Here is a 14,970-nt window from a genome sequence, read left to right on the forward strand (position 1 = left end):
TTCGCAGTTTGCTTCAAGACCTTTGAAACCAAACGTCCCCAGCCCTGTCACGGTTCCCTGTCGGGTTCGGTGGGCGGACCGGATACCGGTCCGCCGCGCCGGTTGGTCAGCCGGCTTTCTTGGTGATCAGGGTCAGCGCGCCGTTCGGCTCCATGCTGGCCGCGACCACCTGGGCCGACGTCATTCCCTTGGCCTGGAGGGCGGATTTCACCTTGGGGGTGGCATCGATCGAACTGCGCAATTTCTGCAGGCCGGCATCGCCACGCTGCGCGATGACCTGGTTGACCTGCGTCTGGGTGTCCTTCGGCAACTCGCTGATGTCGATCACGTTGACGCTCTGGATCGCCGGCGCGGCCTGCTGACCCCCGGGCGCGGCTGGAGCCGGCGTAGAGGGAGCGGGCTGTTGCGCGGGCTGTTGCTGGGCGCTGGCGGCACCCGCCAGCATCAGGCTGGCGGCGGCTGCAAGAATTGTCGTTTTGCGCATGGATTTTCCTTCCATCGATTTGGCAAACGGTCGTTTTGGGGTGACCCTTCAACCTCAACCGCCAAATGGGTTCAGAAGGTGTCGCCTAGCGGGTCATTGCGTGACCATTGGAGGGCGGCAATGTGCAGCCCGGCTTCAATCACACCGCATTTCGGGAGCAACCGCTGATGGCCAGACTAACGCGTGCCGCCTACGCCCAGATGTATGGCCCGACGGTCGGCGACAGGGTGCGGCTCGCGGACACCGAACTCTTCATCGAGGTCGAGAAGGATTTCACCATCCATGGCGAGGAGGTGAAATTCGGCGGCGGCAAGGTCATTCGCGACGGCATGGGTCAGAGCCAGGTTTCCCGTGCCCAAGGTGCGGTCGACACCGTCATCACCAATGCGCTGGTGATCGATGCCAGCGCCGGCATCTTCAAGGCCGATATAGGCTTGAGGGATGGCCGCATCGCGGCCATCGGCAAGGCCGGCAATCCGGATACGCAGGATGGCGTCACCATCATCATCGGCCCCGGCACGGAAATCATCGCGGGCGAGGGCAAGATCCTGACCCCGGGCGGCTTCGACGCGCATATCCACTTCATCTGCCCGCAGCAGATCGAGGAAGCGCTGATGTCGGGCATCACCACCATGCTCGGCGGCGGGACCGGCCCAGCGCACGGCACGCTGGCCACGACCTGCACACCGGGGCCGTGGCACATGGCACGCATGATCCAGTCCTTCGACGCCTTCCCGATGAACATTGGCCTGTCGGGCAAGGGCAATGCCTCGCTGCCAGCCGCTCTCGAGGAGATGGTGCTGGGCGGCGCCTGCTCGCTCAAGCTGCACGAGGACTGGGGCACGACGCCGGCAGCGATCGACTGCTGCCTGTCGGTCGCAGACGATTACGATGTGCAGGTGATGATCCACACCGACACGCTCAACGAGAGCGGCTTTGTCGAGAACACGGTGGCGGCCATCAAGGGCCGCACCATCCATGCCTTCCACACCGAGGGCGCCGGTGGCGGCCATGCGCCTGATATCATCAAGGTCTGCGGCCTGCCCAACGTCATCCCGTCCTCGACAAACCCGACGAGGCCCTACACGGTCAACACATTGGCCGAGCATCTCGATATGCTTATGGTCTGCCACCATCTGTCGCCGTCGATCCCCGAGGACATCGCCTTCGCCGAAAGCCGCATCCGCAAGGAGACCATCGCGGCCGAGGACATCCTGCACGACATCGGCGCCTTCTCGATCATCTCGTCGGACAGCCAGGCCATGGGTCGCGTCGGCGAGGTGGCGATCCGCACCTGGCAGACGGCCGACAAGATGAAGCGCCAGCGCGGGTCATTGCCGCAGGAGACGGGCGACAACGACAATTTCCGCGTCCGCCGCTACATCGCCAAATACACCATCAATCCGGCCATCGCGCATGGCCTGTCGAAGGACATCGGCTCGATCGCGATCGGCAAACGCGCCGATCTGGTGCTGTGGAACCCGGCCTTCTTCGGCGTCAAGCCGGACATGGTGCTGATCGGCGGCATGATCGCGGCCGCCCCGATGGGCGACCCCAATGCCTCGATCCCGACGCCGCAGCCGATGCACTACCGGCCGATGTTCGGCGCCTATGGCAAAGCCCGCACCAATTCGTCGGTGACCTTCGTTTCGAAGGCCGCACTCGAGTCCGGTTTGCACGGCCGGCTCGGTGTCGACAAGCAGTTCGTCGCCGTCGAAAACACGCGCGGCGGCATCGGCAAGCACTCGATGGTGCTCAACGACGCCACGCCGCAAATCGAGGTCGATCCGGAAACCTACGAAGTTCGCGCCGATGGCGAACTCTTGACCTGCGAGCCGGCGACCGTGCTGCCGATGGCGCAAAGGTACTTTCTGTTTTGATCGGAGCGATATGCAGCCCTGAGTGATTCGTTGCGATTTTCGCAAACTGGGGCATGATGTTCCCATGAATAAGATTGATCGCCTTCGAGCATCAACACCGTACGAAACGGACTTCGTGCAATGGTGCGCTGAGCAAAGCCCACTGCTGCGCGAGGGGCGCTTTGCCGAGCTTGGATCGAGAGAATCTGGCTGAGGAGATCGAGAGCTTGGGGAGGGGCGACAGACGGGAAATCCGCAGCAGGACGGAGGTATTGATTGCGCACCTCCTGAAATGGGAATTCCAACCAGCCCACAGATGCCACGGTTGGCAAGCATCGATAACGGAACAGCGTATCTGGATTGGTAATATCATCAAGGACAGCCCAAGCCTTCGCCGCTATGCTTCGCAGGTTTTGGACGAGGCATACCGCGACGCTTTACCTGTGGCGGTAAGAGAGACGGGCTTAAGAAAACCCCATCTTCCGAGCGAACCGCCATATACAGCCAAACAGGCGCTTGATGGCGATTTTAGCCGGTCGCCCCGCTTTCAATGGACAGCTTTCTGCGAGTTTAAGCTCGCCGCATTTCTTGTTAAGGCCGATGGCAAGCGAAATAGCCTCCCCCCACGACATCTTCCCACATATCCGCATCGTCATGGGCATGGTGATCGGGCTCGGCGTCGCGCGCCTGCTGTCGGGGGTAGCGCGCATCGTCCAGCATCCCGCCCAATACCGGCTCTATACGGTGCATCTGGCCTGGGTCGCTTCGGTGCTGCTGATGCTGGTCCATATCTGGTGGTGGGAGTTCGGCCTCTATGCCATCGAAACCTGGACCTTCGGCAAGTACCTGTTCATCATTTTCTACGCGATCACCCTGTTCCTGCTCTGCGCGTTGCTGTTTCCGGATTCGATGCTCGACTACACCAGCTACGAGGATTTCTTCTATTCGCGCCGCGCCTGGTTCTTCGGACTGCTGGCGGCAACCTATCTGCTCGACGTGATCGACACGCTATTGAAAGGTCCGGAGCATTTCGCCCGCTTCGGCAACGAATATCCACTGTGCATCGTCGCGATCCTGGTGCGTGACCGCCGTTTCCACATCGCCTTCGTCGCGGCCGCTCTGATCTACCAGATATCGTTCATCCCGCGGCTGTTCGACACGATCGTATGACATCAGCCGATGGTCTAGAGTTCCCGGGGAAAGGCAGGGTTCAACGATGTACAAGGCCATTGGATCGCGCGGATCCCGGGTCAGCCGCGTCCTCTGGATGCTCGAGGAACTCGGGCAGCCCTACGCATTCGTCGAGGTCAAGCTGCGCTCTCCGGAAGCCTATGCGCTCAATCCGTCGGGCAAGGTGCCTGTCCTCACCGACGACGAGCTGACGGTGACGGATTCGGCGGCGATCTGTGTCTATCTCGCCGACAAGCACGCAGACAAAGGGATGGGCGCCAATCCCGGTCTCGCTGGCCGCGCCGAAATGGATTCCTGGATGCATTTTGCCCAGAGCGAGTTCGAGGCGCCGCTGTGGAACAAATTGCGACACCGTTTCCTCCTGCCCAGGGACGTGCGGGTCGATGTCGGTCCTGCCGCGGCCTTTGACTTCGCCACGGAGGTCAAGGCGCTGGAGCGCCGGCTCGGCGACAAGCCCTTCGCCCTCGGTGACCGCTTTTCCGCCGTCGACGTGCTGCTCGGTGACATGGGCGGCTGGGCCCGCGCCGGAAAATTCCCGATCGAGTCCGAGCGCGTCAACGCTTATCTCGACCGCGTGCTGGCGCGGCCCGCCCGTGCGCGGGCGCAGGCCGATGCATCGGCCCCAAAATCGGAATCGATTTTGGGAAAGCACGATGCATAGATTCAAAAGTATTAGAGCGTCCTTTGCGCGTCCAAGAGGACGCGCGGCGCTCTAACGGAGGCTCGACGAAATGAAGCTCAACCTCAACACCGACTTCACTAAATTCCCGCGCGCCGTCTCGGTGCTGACCGCTGGCAGTGCGGGGGCCACGGTACCATCCGGCCGTGCGGTTCTGGCCCATGACGAGCGGCATCTGCGCCGCCGGGCCATCGAACTTGCCGACGGCGGCAAGGTGCTGGTCGACCTGCCCGAACCTGTTGCCCTCAACGATGGCGACCGCCTGGTGCTGGAGGATGGCGGCCATATCGAGATCATCGCGGCGCCCGAAGAGATCTATGACATCCGCGCCCGCGACGCCGTGCATCTCGCCGAACTCGCCTGGCATATCGGCAACCGCCATCTCGCCGCCGGCATCGAGGCGGACCGCATCGTCATCCTGCGCGACCATGTCATCAAGGCCATGCTAGAGGGGCTTGGCGCCACGGTGGACGAGGTTTCCGAACCGTTCAAGCCGGTGCGCGGCGCCTATTCCGGCCATGGTGGTGGACATGGACATGATCACGGCCACGATCACAGCCATGCCGAGGCGCATGCCCATAGCCACGGTGAGGCACACTCCCATTCACACAGCGAATCGCATTCCCATTCGCATAGTCATGCCGGCCACCATGATCATGACTGACCAGCCGTCCGGCATCGCCGTGCTGCGGCTGATGGCGTGGCTGTCGCCGGCCTTTCCGGTCGGCGGCTTTGCCTACAGCCATGGCCTCGAGCGCGCGGTGCACGATGGAATGGTGACCGATGCCGCCGGCCTTGCCGGCTGGCTGGAGACGCTGGTCGAGATGGGCTCGGGCTGGAACGATGCCGTGCTGTTCGCCGAAAGCTGGCGCCGCGCTAGCGAAGGGGGCGATCTGGCTGAGGTTGTGGCACTGGCCGAGGCGCTGGCCGGCTCGCGCGAGCGCCACGCCGAGACCATGCTGCAAGGCGCGGCCTTCCTCAAAGCAGCCGCCGCCTGGCCCAATGCCGTGCTGGAGCGCTTGCCGGCGCAATGCGCCTACTGCATCGCAGTCGGGGCTGTCGCCGGCGGCAATGGCATTGCGCTGCACGACGCGCTGTCCGCCTTCCTGCAAGCCTTCTTCTCCAACCTCGTCCAGGCCGCGATCCGGCTCGGCATGATCGGTCAGAACGAGGCGACGACGCTGCTCGCGGGTTTCGAGCCGCTGGCGCTCTCGACCGCTGCCCGCGTGTCCCGCTCGACATTGGACGACCTTGGCGGCTGCGCCTTCGTCTCCGACGTCATGGCGATGAAGCACGAAACCCAGTATTCGCGACTGTTCCGCTCATGATCCTCCTCGCCTTCGTCCTCTCCTTCGTCCTGCTGCTGATCACGGCACTGCATGTCTATTGGGGCATCGGCGGCGTCTGGCCAGGCAGGGACACGGCGTCCTGCGCCCACGCTGTCCTCGGGTTTCGCGGCGTCGACGAAATGCCGACGCCGTTCGCCAGTTTCGCCGTTGCCGCGTGCCTCGGCCTGGCAACGCTGTGGCCGCTGGCGCTCATCGGTTTCTTTGCCTCGCCGTTTCCCAAGCAGGGCCTCGCAGCCACCGCGATGCTGATCGGGCTGGTGTTCCTGGGGCGCGGCACTGCCGGTTTCACGCCCTGGTGGCGCCGGCTGGCGCCGCAACAGCCTTTCGCGCGGCTCGATACCAGTCTCTATTCGCCGCTGTGCCTGTTGATCGGGCTCGGCTTCGCCGTTCTTGCCATCATGGAGTTCCCGATATGACACAACCCAACGGCCCACTTCGTGTTGGCATTGGCGGCCCCGTCGGCTCCGGCAAGACGACGCTCACCGAAAAACTCTGCAAGGCGCTGCGCGACGAGTTTTCCATCGCCGTCGTCACCAACGATATCTACACCAGGGAGGACGCCATGATGCTGGCCCGGCTGCAGGCGCTGCCGGAGGACCGCATCGTCGGTGTCGAGACCGGGGGCTGCCCGCACACCGCCATCCGCGAGGATGCCTCGATCAATCTGCAGGCGATCGCCGAGCTCAACCGCAAATTTCCCGACCTCGACATCATCTTCATCGAATCCGGTGGCGACAACCTTGCAGCCACTTTCTCGCCGGATCTTGCGGATCTCACGCTCTACGTCATCTCGGTCTGCCAAGGCGAAGAAATCCCGCGCAAAGGAGGCCCGGCGATCACGCGGTCCGATTTCCTGGTTATCAACAAGAGCGACCTAGCGCCCTATGTGAACGTCAATCTCGATGTCATGGAGAGCGACGCCGGCCGCATGCGCGGCAAGCGACCGTTCGGCTTCACCGATCTTTCGCGCGGCAAGGGCCTGCGGGAGGTGATCGATTTCATCGTCGAGCACGGCGGACTGCGAACCGTTGGCGCCGCAAGCACGGCGGCATAACCGACTTTCTGCACCAAGCGAAAGCGGTTGCGGGCACCAGCGGCGCGCGGCATTCTGGATCAAACCGGAGGATCTTTTACGATGAGCATCGCCCGCCTGCAGAAGGAAACGCTGACCAACCTGCCCTTCTACGAGGAGCGCGTCGATCTCGCCTGCGCCTTCCGCTGGACGGCGCGGCTCAACATGCACGAAGCGGTGGCCAACCATTTCTCGCTGGCGGTTAACGACGACGGCACCAGGTTCCTGATGAACCCGAACCAGGTGCATTTCTCGCGTATCAAGGCGAGTGACCTGATCGAAATCGACGCCAACGACCCCGAGACGCTTTCTGGGCCGAATGCGCCAGACCCGACGGCATGGGGTCTGCACGGCGCCGTCCATCGCAATGTGCCGCACGCGCGCTGCGTCATGCACGTCCACTCGATCCACGCCACCGTGCTGGCCTCGCTTGCCGACTCGACGCTGCCGCCAATCGACCAGAATTCGGCGATGTTCTTCAAGCGTCACGTCGTCGACGCGCATTATGGCGGGCTGGCCTTCGAGGAAGAGGGCGAGCGCTGCTCGCAGCTTCTCGCCGACCCTAAGGTCAAGGTGATGGTGATGGGCAACCATGGCGTGCTGGTCATCGGCGACACCGTCGCCGACGCCTTCAACCGCATGTTTTATTTCGAGCGTGCCGCCGAGACCTATATCAAGGCGCTGTGGACCGGCCGGCCGCTGCGCACCCTGTCCGACGCGATCGCCGAGAAGGCGGCGAGCGAGATGGACGACTATCCCGGTCAGGCCGAACGTCATCTCGCCGAGTTGAAAGCGATCCTCGACGAGCAGGAGCCGGTGTACCGGAACTGAAGGCTACAGTCCGAGCTGAGCCCGCAATTCCCCGGCGCTGTTGATGACAATGGCGCCGGGCGGTCCTTCCATCGGCTTTTCAGGCCAGAAGATCGTCGTCATTCCCGCCGCCAGGCCCGCCATGGCGCCCGGCCAGCTGTCGTCGACCGCGACGGCGTGCGCGGGATCGACGTCGGCCAGATAGGCGGCGCGAAGGAAAGGCTCTGCGTGCGGCTTGCCTTCCCGCACATCGTTGCGGCTGATCGTCTTCATGCCGGGGTAGGTCAGCCCGACCATATGCAGATTGGCGTCGACGATCATCCGATCCGAGTTTGAGACCACTGCCTGCTGCACGCCGAGCGCGCGCAACTCCTTGAAGACCTCGATGGCGCCTGGGCGCGGCTTCAGCCCTTCGACTAGCGGCAGGTAATGCTCATATTTGTGAACGATCCATTCGTCGAAGGGCAGTCGCAGGCCGAACTCGTCGCGCATCATTTCGTAGACCGGCCAGGCAGCGACGCCGAGCACGCGCTCATGCAGATCAGCCGGTGGCGTGAGGCCGGCGTTGCGCATCGCTGCGATGAGGGCTGCCTCGTGCAGCGGTTCGCTGTCGACCAGCGTGCCGTCCATGTCCCAGAAAACCGCCTTCGGTGTCATGAAGCGCTCCTTTTTGCGATCCCTTAAAGGGTTTGCGCCATGAGATAAACCTTTGGCTGCAATTGAACATGCTTCCAGATGGTAAAACGGACCCGCCGCGCTTTCTCCGATAGGAATGCTGGCGGAGAACCACCGCCGCTTCGGCGCAAGCATTTGCTCTTGAGATTGACAATTGCGCAGGCGATCATTCCCTGCGAAACTGATACGACCGCCTGATGATCGGCGGTTTCGGGAGGCAGGACGTGAATACCCGGCAGGACAGCGGCAGCAACAGGCTGGACGACGCCGCGCGCGCCGGCTGGCTGTATTATGTTGCCGGCAACACACAGGACCAGATAGCCGCCACGCTCGGCATCTCGAGGCAGACGGCGCAGCGGCTGGTGTCGCTGGCGGTGTCGGAAGGCCTGATCAAGGTCCGCGTCGATCATCCGATCGCCAACTGCCTGGATCTTGCCGCGCGGCTGAAATCGCGCTTTGCGCTCGACCTGGTCGAGGTGGTGCCGAGCGATCCCAATTCATCCTCCACCACCATCGGCATCGCCGAAGCGGCGGCCGCCGAGATCGAGCGGCGGTTGCGGTCGCCAACGCCGATCGTCATGGGCATCGGCACTGGACGCACGCTGAAGGCGGCGATCGAACAATTGCCGCCGATGGAATGCCCGCAGCACAAGGTGGTGTCCTTGACCGGCAACATCTCGCCCGATGGCTCGGCCGCTTTCTACAACGTCATTTTCACCATGGCCGACAGGGTCAAGGCGCGGTCCTTCCCAATGCCGCTGCCGGTCATCGCCTCCTCGCCGCAGGAGCGCGAGATGCTGCTCGCCCAGCCGATGATCCAGCCGACACTGGTGCTTGCGGCGGAGGCCGACGTCACCTTCATCGGTATCGGCGACCTTGGCCCGAAGGCGCCGCTCTACGAGGATGGCTTCATTTCCGAAAGCGAACTGAAAGCCTTGCAGAAGGCCGGCGGCGTCGCTGAAATCGTTGGCTGGGTGTTCGATCGCGAGGGCCGTATGATCGACGGCATTACCAATGACCGGGTGTCGTCGGCGGCGCTGCCGTCGCGCGAGAAGTCGCTGGTGATCGCGCTCGCCATGGGCGAGCGCAAGCTGCCCGGCATCATGGCGGCGGTCAACCGACGGCTGGTCAACGGGCTCATCACCGACGAGCGGACGGCGGCCGCCCTGCTGGCCAGCATTTGACGGCTTCGCGATAAAGCCAGCAAGGCTATTGGTGCCGGCCGAAAGGATCGTTGCCATCGAGGAAACCGAGGTCGCGCTGCAGATGCGGCGACAGGTCCCTGATGTCGAGATGCGCCCTTTTTCTGGTCGCGAACCAGCCAAATCCGTCCGCAAGCCACGAAATCCAGCGATGATCGGGAGCGGGAGTGCATTTTTGCTGCGCCATGGTCATGATCGTCAACCTTCGTTATCCTGAACCCGAATGACGGGTTGAGGATGAATGTCGGCCTTGCCGGCCGCTTTTGCCAATCGAACGTCGATAACGACCCATAAGGAGGTTTTATGCCTGACCTCAGCGCGCCACAGGTTTCGCAGCTGCCGCCATTGCAGGCGATCCGGGTGTTCGAGGCTGTGGCGCGGCATCTTTCCTTCACCAAGGCCGCCGGGGAGCTCGCCATGACGCAGGCGGCGGTCAGCTATCAGATCAAGGTGCTGGAGGATCGCGTCGGCGCTCCGCTGTTCCTGCGCCGGCCGCGACAGATCGAACTGACCGAAGCCGGCCAGCGCCTGGCGCCGGCGGTCAGCGAGGCCTTTGCCATTCTTAGCCAAGCCTACGCCGCCGCGCGCGGTGGCGCCGACGGGTTGTTGTGCGTCACCACGGTGCTGACCTTTGCCTCGAACTGGCTGGCGCACCATCTGGGCGCATTCCAGATCGCGCATCCGTCCCTTGCCGTGCGGCTCGACACGTCGAGCCGGCTGACCGATTTCGCCCGCGAGGATGTCGACCTCGCCATCCGTTCGGGCGGCGGCAAATGGCCGGGGCTGGAAGCCCACAAGCTGCTCGACGCGGATTTTACGCCGATGCTGAGCCCGAAGCTCGCGGCGAGCATCGGCGGCATCAACGAGCCGGCCGATCTGCTCAAGCTGCCGATCCTCGACCCAAGCGACATCTGGTGGACGCAGTGGTTCGAGGCCGCCGGCGTGCACAGCCACGACCTTGCCAAGCGGCCCGGCAGCAGCATGGGCGCGCAGGCCTACGAAGCCAACGCGGCCATATCGGGCCATGGCGTGGCGATCCTGACCCGGGCGCTGTTCAAGGCCGAACTCGCCGACGGCCGGCTGATCCAGCCATTCGACCTGGTCGGCGACGACGGGCACGCCTACTGGCTGGTCTACCCCGAGGCGCGCCGCAACGTGCCCAAGATCCGCGCCTTCCGCGACTGGCTGCTGGCTGAGATCGCCTGCTGACCGGCACATAAGCTGACGTCAGACCGGGGCAACAAACGATAGCCGTTCGAGAGGCTTTGACCCCGCTGCCTGGACGCCAGCCGCAGCAATCCGAGCGCTGTCGCCGAACCTCCGCCCATTCCCGGCCGTGTGCTGCGCTGCAGCATCGAATCCGGCTTGACATAATTAAGACTAAGTGAGTAATTGCTCACAACCAAGGCAAATGCTCAACTTGGTTTATGGGAGGAATTTGATGAAACTTCGCACGCTCACCCTGGGCTTGTTGTCGGCCAGCACGCTTGCATTCGCCGCACACGCCGAATCCATCACCATCGCCACCGTTAATAATGGCGATATGGTCCGCATGCAGAAGCTGACCGACGACTTCACCAAGGCTAACCCGGACATCCAGCTCAACTGGGTCACGCTCGAAGAGAACGTGCTGCGCGAGCGCGTCACCACCGACATCGCCACCAAGGGTGGCCAGTATGACGTGATGACCATCGGCACCTACGAGGTTCCGATCTGGGCCAAGCAGAGCTGGCTCCTGCCGCTCGACAAGCTCGGCGACGACTATGATGCCAAGGACATCATTCCGGCCATTGCCGGTGGCCTCTCGGTCGATGGCAAGCTCTACGCCGCGCCTTTCTATGGTGAGAGCTCCTTCGTCATGTACCGCAAGGACCTGATGGAAAAGGCCGGCCTCAAAATGCCTGATGCCCCGACCTGGGACTTCATCAAGCAGGCGGCCGACAAGATGACCGATCGCGCCAGTGGCGTGAACGGCGTCTGCCTGCGCGGCAAGGCCGGCTGGGGCGAGAACATGGCCTTCCTGACGGCCATGTCGAACTCCTTCGGCGCCCGCTGGTTCGACGAGAACTGGAAGCCGCAGTTCGATCAGCCGGAATGGAAGAAGACGCTGCAGTTCTATGTCGACCTGATGAAGGCCGACGGTCCCGAGGGCGCCTCGTCCAACGGCTTCAACGAAAACCTGGCGCTCTTCCAGCAGGGCAAGTGCGGCATGTGGATCGACGCCACCGTCGCCGCCTCCTTCGTCTCGGACCCGAAGAACTCTACTGTCGCCGACAAGGTCGGCTATGCACTGGCGCCGGATAATGGCTTGGGCAAGCGCGGCAACTGGCTGTGGGCGTGGTCGCTGGCGATCCCGGCCGGCACGCAGAAGGCAGATGCCGCCGAGAAGTTCGTGTCCTGGGCGACCAGCAAGCACTATGCCGAGCTCGTCGCGTCGAAGGAAGGCTGGGCGAACGTGCCTCCAGGCACACGCTCCTCGCTCTATGCCAATCCCGAGTACCAGAAGGCGGCTCCGTTCGCCAAGATGACGCTGGACTCCATCAATGCCGCCGACCCGACGCATCCGACCGTCAAGCCGGTGCCCTATGTCGGCGTGCAGTTTGTCGCCATCCCTGAATTCCAGGGCCTTGGCACCACCGTCGGCCAGCTCTTCTCGGCGGCTCTTGCCGGCCAGTCGAGCGTCGACGATGCGCTGAAGCAGGCCCAGGACGCCGCCACCGCGTCGATGACCGAGGGCGGTTACATCAAGTAAGGCTCCTCCCGGTGCCGAACGCCGGTCACCTCCTTGACCGGCAACGGCCGCCCGAAACCCAGTTCGGGCGGCCGCCTTTCCAGAGCCTGTGAAAATTCAGCCTGATCCTTGAAGGGTGACCGTCATGGCTACTCAGCAGACCCGTTCGCTTGCCCGATTCATGATGGCGCCTTCCGTGGTGCTGCTGTTCGTCTGGATGATCGTGCCGCTGGTCATCACGATCTGGTTCTCCTTCCAGCAGTACAATCCGCTCAACCCGATGCGCGACGGGTTCGTCGGCTTATCCAACTACGCGCTGTTCTATTCCAATCCGGCCTTCCTGCAGTCGATCCTCAACACGCTTGTCCTAGTGGTCAGCGTGCTGCTGATCACGGTGATCGGCGGCATCCTGCTGGCGCTGCTCATCGATCAGCCAATGTGGGGCCAGGGGATCGTGCGCATCCTCGTCATCTCGCCGTTCTTTGTCATGCCGCCGGTGGCCGCATTGGTCTGGAAGAACATGATCATGCATCCGCAATATGGCGTGTTCGCCGACATAGCGCGCTTCTTCGGGGGACAGCCGATCGACTGGTTCGGCCAGCATCCGATGACAGCGATCATCATCATCGTCGCCTGGCAGTGGCTGCCTTTCGCGACATTGATCCTCTTGACCGCGTTGCAGTCGCTCGACGGCGAGCAGAAGGAAGCCGCTGAGATGGACGGGGCCGGCTTCATCAGCCGCTTCATCTATCTGACGCTGCCGCACATGTCGCGGGCGATTACCGTTGTCATCCTGATCCAAACGATTTTCCTGCTGTCGGTCTACGCCGAGATCCTGGTCACCACCAATGGCGGTCCTGGATACGCCTCCACCAACCTGCCCTTCCTCGTCTACCAGAAGGCGTTGCTGGAATTCAAAATCGGCCAGGCATCCGCGGGCGGCGTGATCGCCGTCATTCTCGCCAACATCGTCGCCTTCTTCGCCATGCGCGCCGTCGGCAAGAATCTGGACAAATAAGGGAGGATACGATGGCACGCTCAGTCACCACCCAGCACAAGACAATCGCGACAATTGCCGCCTGGGCCGTCGCGCTGCTGATCTTCTTCCCGATCCTCTATACGATCATCACCTCGTTCAAGTCGGAACAGGAAGCGATCCAGGGCTTCAACCTGATCCCCTCCGGGACCTTCGAGAGCTATGCCGAAGTCCAGGCGCAGAGCGGCTACTTCAAGTTCTTCCTGAACTCGGTGCTGCTTTCGGTCGGCTCGACCATCCTGGCGCTGTTGGTCGCCATTCCGGCGGCCTGGTCGATGGCGTTTTCGCCGACCAAGCGGACCAAGGACATATTGATGTGGATGCTGTCCACCAAGATGATGCCGGCGGTTGCCGTGCTGTTCCCGATCTACTTGATCTTCCGCAATCTCGGCCTGCTGGACTCGCGCATCGGCCTGATGATCATGCTGATGCTGATCAACCTGCCGATCGTGGTCTGGATGCTCTACACCTACTTCCGAGAAATCCCGGGCGAAATCCTGGAAGCCTCGCGTATGGACGGCGCATCCTTATGGGGTGAAATCTGGTACGTGCTGACGCCGATGGCGGTGCCGGGCATCGCCTCGACCATGCTGCTCAACATCATCCTGGCCTGGAACGAGGCGTTCTGGACGATCCGGCTGACCACCACGGAAGCCGCACCGCTCACCGCCTTCATCAGTTCCTTCTCCAGCCCGCAAGGCTTGTTCTGGGCCAAGCTTTCGGCCGCCTCGACGCTGGCCATCGCGCCGATCCTGATCATGGGCTGGTTCAGCCAGAAGCAGCTGGTGCGCGGCCTGACATTTGGCGCGGTGAAGTGACGGAAATTGCCTGAAGCAATCGGCGAAAAACAGCCCTCGGGGAGGAAACCATGGGAAACATCACGCTCAAGAACGTCTCCAAGTCCTTTGGTTCGACGTCCATCATCCCCGGCCTCGACCTGGTGATCGAAAACGGCGAGTTCGTCGTTTTCGTCGGCCCGTCGGGTTGCGGCAAGTCCACGCTACTCAGGCTGATCGCCGGCCTTGAGGACACCAGCGGCGGCACCATCAATATCGATGGCCGCGACGTCACCGGCGAGGCGCCAGCCAAGCGCAAGCTTGCCATGGTGTTCCAGTCCTATGCGCTCTACCCGCATATGACGGTGGCCAAGAACATCGCCTTCCCGCTGAAGATGGCGGGCGAGGACCAGGCGACCATCGACAGGAAGGTGAAGGACGCGGCGCGCGTGCTCAACCTCACCAATTACCTCGAACGCCGTCCCGGCCAGCTCTCCGGCGGCCAGCGCCAGCGCGTCGCCATCGGCCGCGCCATTGTGCGCCAACCCTCGGCCTTCCTGTTCGATGAGCCGCTGTCCAACCTCGACGCGGCACTGCGCGGCACCATGCGGCTGGAGATCAGCGAACTGCACCATCAGCTCAAGACCACGATGATCTACGTGACCCACGACCAGGTCGAGGCCATGACCATGGCCGACAAGATCGTCGTGCTCAACGCCGGCAACATCGAGCAGGTCGGCTCGCCGATGGAGCTCTACAAGACGCCGAAGAACCTGTTCGTCGCCGGCTTCATAGGCTCGCCCAAGATGAACCTGATCGAAGGCGCGCCGGCTGGCAAATATACCGCCAAGACCATCGGCATCCGGCCCGAACATATGCAGATCTCGACCACGGCGGGCGACTGGAAGGCGACGGTCGGCGTTGCCGAGCATCTGGGCTCCGACACGTTCCTGCACGTTCAAGCCGACGGCGTCGGGCCGCTGACGGTGCGTGCCGACGGCGAACTGGCGGTTCGCCATGGCGACACCATCTATCTCACCCCTGACCAAGCCAAGTTGCATCGCTTCGGCGCTGACGGCAAGGCGATGGCCCAGTGAGGATGGGCC

At 62.9% G+C, this 14,970-nt stretch carries 17 protein-coding genes and 1 pseudogene; 15 read left to right on the forward strand and 3 right to left on the reverse strand.

The genetic code is table 11. The features are described 5' to 3' along the window. Window positions 1-106 precede the first annotated feature (106 nt). Window positions 107-484 (reverse strand): hypothetical protein, encoded by a 378-nt coding sequence (locus AC3CB8_RS05280; RefSeq protein ID WP_023772201.1) that lies wholly within the window; start codon window positions 482-484, stop codon window positions 107-109. 167 nt (window positions 485-651) lie between these two features. Between AC3CB8_RS05280 and ureC the strand changes: the two genes are divergently transcribed. From ureC to AC3CB8_RS05325, 9 genes and pseudogenes are all read left to right on the forward strand, one after another. Then, window positions 652-2,364, forward strand: coding sequence for an urease subunit alpha (ureC, locus tag AC3CB8_RS05285; protein ID WP_031240284.1), 1,713 nt, complete (start codon window positions 652-654; stop codon window positions 2,362-2,364). A gap of 206 nt (window positions 2,365-2,570) precedes the next feature. Then, window positions 2,571-2,813 (forward strand): annotated as a pseudogene (locus AC3CB8_RS05290) (DUF29 domain-containing protein); the annotation flags it as partial. 130 nt (window positions 2,814-2,943) lie between these two features. After that, entirely contained in the window at window positions 2,944-3,513 is a 570-nt protein-coding gene (locus tag AC3CB8_RS05295; RefSeq protein ID WP_023781861.1) for a hypothetical protein, read from the forward strand. Between the two features lie 46 nt (window positions 3,514-3,559). Further along, complete coding sequence (locus tag AC3CB8_RS05300) at window positions 3,560-4,195, forward strand: glutathione S-transferase family protein (protein ID WP_352594882.1); 636 nt, start codon at window positions 3,560-3,562, stop codon at window positions 4,193-4,195. Between the two features lie 70 nt (window positions 4,196-4,265). Further along, the gene (locus tag AC3CB8_RS05305) at window positions 4,266-4,877 is read left to right on the forward strand and encodes an urease accessory protein UreE (protein WP_023781859.1); all 612 of its coding nucleotides are present in this window, start codon (window positions 4,266-4,268) and stop codon (window positions 4,875-4,877) included. Next, window positions 4,870-5,541 (forward strand): urease accessory protein UreF, encoded by a 672-nt coding sequence (locus AC3CB8_RS05310; protein ID WP_352552955.1) that lies wholly within the window; start codon window positions 4,870-4,872, stop codon window positions 5,539-5,541. The genes AC3CB8_RS05305 and AC3CB8_RS05310 overlap by 8 nt, the downstream gene beginning before the upstream one ends. Then, window positions 5,538-5,978, forward strand: coding sequence for a DUF3995 domain-containing protein (locus AC3CB8_RS05315; protein ID WP_352563324.1), 441 nt, complete (start codon window positions 5,538-5,540; stop codon window positions 5,976-5,978). The genes AC3CB8_RS05310 and AC3CB8_RS05315 overlap by 4 nt, the downstream gene beginning before the upstream one ends. Next, window positions 5,975-6,616 (forward strand): urease accessory protein UreG, encoded by a 642-nt coding sequence (ureG, locus tag AC3CB8_RS05320; protein ID WP_023781856.1) that lies wholly within the window; start codon window positions 5,975-5,977, stop codon window positions 6,614-6,616. The genes AC3CB8_RS05315 and ureG overlap by 4 nt, the downstream gene beginning before the upstream one ends. Before the next feature lie 81 nt (window positions 6,617-6,697). After that, complete coding sequence (locus tag AC3CB8_RS05325; protein WP_023781855.1) at window positions 6,698-7,465, forward strand: class II aldolase and adducin N-terminal domain-containing protein; 768 nt, start codon at window positions 6,698-6,700, stop codon at window positions 7,463-7,465. Window positions 7,466-7,468: 3 nt separating this feature from the next. Here AC3CB8_RS05325 and AC3CB8_RS05330 read toward each other — a convergent pair whose 3' ends face one another. Then, complete coding sequence (locus tag AC3CB8_RS05330; RefSeq protein WP_352563323.1) at window positions 7,469-8,101, reverse strand: HAD family hydrolase; 633 nt, start codon at window positions 8,099-8,101, stop codon at window positions 7,469-7,471. Between the two features lie 242 nt (window positions 8,102-8,343). On the opposite strand from AC3CB8_RS05330, the gene AC3CB8_RS05335 reads away from it, so the two are divergent. Continuing rightward, the gene (locus AC3CB8_RS05335; protein ID WP_023772211.1) at window positions 8,344-9,303 is read left to right on the forward strand and encodes a sugar-binding transcriptional regulator; all 960 of its coding nucleotides are present in this window, start codon (window positions 8,344-8,346) and stop codon (window positions 9,301-9,303) included. Between the two features lie 25 nt (window positions 9,304-9,328). On the opposite strand, the gene AC3CB8_RS05340 is transcribed toward AC3CB8_RS05335, so the two are convergent. Then, a complete protein-coding gene (locus AC3CB8_RS05340; protein ID WP_023772212.1) occupies window positions 9,329-9,514 on the reverse strand; it encodes a hypothetical protein in 186 nt (61 codons plus the stop codon). A 110-nt stretch (window positions 9,515-9,624) separates the two neighbouring features. On the opposite strand from AC3CB8_RS05340, the gene gcvA reads away from it, so the two are divergent. From gcvA to AC3CB8_RS05365, 5 genes are all read left to right on the forward strand, one after another. After that, window positions 9,625-10,530 (forward strand): transcriptional regulator GcvA, encoded by a 906-nt coding sequence (gene gcvA / locus AC3CB8_RS05345; protein WP_023781853.1) that lies wholly within the window; start codon window positions 9,625-9,627, stop codon window positions 10,528-10,530. Window positions 10,531-10,762: 232 nt separating this feature from the next. Continuing rightward, entirely contained in the window at window positions 10,763-12,073 is a 1,311-nt protein-coding gene (locus AC3CB8_RS05350) for an ABC transporter substrate-binding protein (RefSeq protein ID WP_023772214.1), read from the forward strand. A gap of 124 nt (window positions 12,074-12,197) precedes the next feature. Beyond that, a complete protein-coding gene (locus AC3CB8_RS05355) occupies window positions 12,198-13,070 on the forward strand; it encodes a carbohydrate ABC transporter permease (protein ID WP_023772215.1) in 873 nt (290 codons plus the stop codon). Between the two features lie 11 nt (window positions 13,071-13,081). Continuing rightward, entirely contained in the window at window positions 13,082-13,906 is an 825-nt protein-coding gene (locus AC3CB8_RS05360) for a carbohydrate ABC transporter permease (protein ID WP_023772216.1), read from the forward strand. 50 nt (window positions 13,907-13,956) lie between these two features. Continuing rightward, complete coding sequence (locus AC3CB8_RS05365) at window positions 13,957-14,961, forward strand: ABC transporter ATP-binding protein (protein WP_023772217.1); 1,005 nt, start codon at window positions 13,957-13,959, stop codon at window positions 14,959-14,961. The last annotated feature ends 9 nt before the right edge of the window (window positions 14,962-14,970 follow it).

It is taken from the genome of Mesorhizobium sp. P160927, from assembly GCF_057766385.1.

Coding starts and splice junctions, on each gene's coding strand:
- AC3CB8_RS05280 (WP_023772201.1), bottom strand. CDS start 484: ATGCGCAAAACGACAATTCTTGCAGCCGCCGCCAGCCTGATGCTGGCG.
- ureC (WP_031240284.1), top strand. CDS start 652: ATGGCCAGACTAACGCGTGCCGCCTACGCCCAGATGTATGGCCCGACG.
- AC3CB8_RS05295 (WP_023781861.1), top strand. CDS start 2,944: ATGGCAAGCGAAATAGCCTCCCCCCACGACATCTTCCCACATATCCGC.
- AC3CB8_RS05300 (WP_352594882.1), top strand. CDS start 3,560: ATGTACAAGGCCATTGGATCGCGCGGATCCCGGGTCAGCCGCGTCCTC.
- AC3CB8_RS05305 (WP_023781859.1), top strand. CDS start 4,266: ATGAAGCTCAACCTCAACACCGACTTCACTAAATTCCCGCGCGCCGTC.
- AC3CB8_RS05310 (WP_352552955.1), top strand. CDS start 4,870: ATGACTGACCAGCCGTCCGGCATCGCCGTGCTGCGGCTGATGGCGTGG.
- AC3CB8_RS05315 (WP_352563324.1), top strand. CDS start 5,538: ATGATCCTCCTCGCCTTCGTCCTCTCCTTCGTCCTGCTGCTGATCACG.
- ureG (WP_023781856.1), top strand. CDS start 5,975: ATGACACAACCCAACGGCCCACTTCGTGTTGGCATTGGCGGCCCCGTC.
- AC3CB8_RS05325 (WP_023781855.1), top strand. CDS start 6,698: ATGAGCATCGCCCGCCTGCAGAAGGAAACGCTGACCAACCTGCCCTTC.
- AC3CB8_RS05330 (WP_352563323.1), bottom strand. CDS start 8,101: ATGACACCGAAGGCGGTTTTCTGGGACATGGACGGCACGCTGGTCGAC.
- AC3CB8_RS05340 (WP_023772212.1), bottom strand. CDS start 9,514: ATGACCATGGCGCAGCAAAAATGCACTCCCGCTCCCGATCATCGCTGG.
- gcvA (WP_023781853.1), top strand. CDS start 9,625: ATGCCTGACCTCAGCGCGCCACAGGTTTCGCAGCTGCCGCCATTGCAG.
- AC3CB8_RS05350 (WP_023772214.1), top strand. CDS start 10,763: ATGAAACTTCGCACGCTCACCCTGGGCTTGTTGTCGGCCAGCACGCTT.
- AC3CB8_RS05355 (WP_023772215.1), top strand. CDS start 12,198: ATGGCTACTCAGCAGACCCGTTCGCTTGCCCGATTCATGATGGCGCCT.
- AC3CB8_RS05360 (WP_023772216.1), top strand. CDS start 13,082: ATGGCACGCTCAGTCACCACCCAGCACAAGACAATCGCGACAATTGCC.
- AC3CB8_RS05365 (WP_023772217.1), top strand. CDS start 13,957: ATGGGAAACATCACGCTCAAGAACGTCTCCAAGTCCTTTGGTTCGACG.